Raw genomic sequence first — 1,027 nt, 5'->3', positions numbered from 1 at the left:
CCCGCCGTACCAACCCGAACGCACCGACCGGGGTTGCCGCGCCGCCGCACAGACACAGCCCTACGATCGCCACTGCATGGCTGGACGCCGTACGTGCTTGGGGGCGATCGACGATCCAGGGTTCGTTCCTCACCCTGGCTCACTGAGCAACGTGGCTGATCGCGGTTCGGCGGCGGACGGCACGCGGATGCGCAAAGATCCTTGAGCGTGGCCCATGGCGGTGTCAGCTGAGAGGAAACGTCCGTGATCGACTCAACCTACAGAGAGTGGTTTCGCCTGCGAACCCAGCTGGTCGTCGACTTGACGTGGTGTTCCGCCACCAAGATTGACGACGTCCTGGCGGCGTATGGCATCTCACCCGAGAGCACTCAGCCGGCACGCTTCAACGCAGACGACGTCGACATGCTCATCGGGCGCCTCGGCAAGGGCACCGTCATCATGGACTACCGCGTCGATTCTGTCACCGAGGGTGCTCTTCCCATTCTGGCGCAGTACGGCCCCTGCCTGAGCGCTGTATGGATCGATGAAGCCCCAGCCTTGGTCTCTTATCGGACGGAAAACGGCCTGGTGGTCAAGTTCGACATGAGTGATTGGGACTGGTATCCAGTTCCTGATCTCGCCAGCGTCGAGCAATGGATCGCCGCCAGCCCAGCGGGTCGGGAGACCTGGGAGAACAGTTATGGTCTCGCCACGCTCATCACCGCCGAAGCGCTATGCCAGGCTGTGGTCGACGACGAATGGATGCGATCCGTACACACTGGCGTCACCTCACCGGATCCACTGGGGGAGGAGATGCCGTCAGCCCCACGCTCTCTCAGCTCGATCATCGAAAAATACGGTGACCGCACACCGTAGAACAGAGGTCCGGCAGAACAGACCCCGTGACCACACACGTGATCGCCGTGCCATTAGCGTGCCATTAAGGGCGGTCAACAGGGGTCAGTCACGGTCACTGGCGGACTGCCGGTCGCCCAGGTCGAGGCCGTGGTACTCGAAGATCAGACCGATTTGCAAGCAGGAAGTCAGG

The 1,027-nt window shown here is 62.1% G+C and carries 1 protein-coding gene; it reads left to right on the top strand.

The window, feature by feature from the left end:
* Positions 1-243: 243 nt before the first annotated feature.
* Positions 244-855: a hypothetical protein gene (locus ABGB18_RS49330; RefSeq protein WP_347702659.1), complete on the top strand. Its 612-nt coding sequence runs from the start codon at positions 244-246 to the stop codon at positions 853-855.
* The last annotated feature ends 172 nt before the right edge of the window (positions 856-1,027 follow it).

Origin of the sequence: Nonomuraea sp. B12E4, from assembly GCF_039871825.1 — a bacterium.
Classification (GTDB): Bacteria; Actinomycetota; Actinomycetes; order Streptosporangiales; family Streptosporangiaceae; genus Nonomuraea.
Note: the sequence above shows the minus strand (reverse complement) of the source record. Positions and strands in the feature narration are given on the sequence as shown.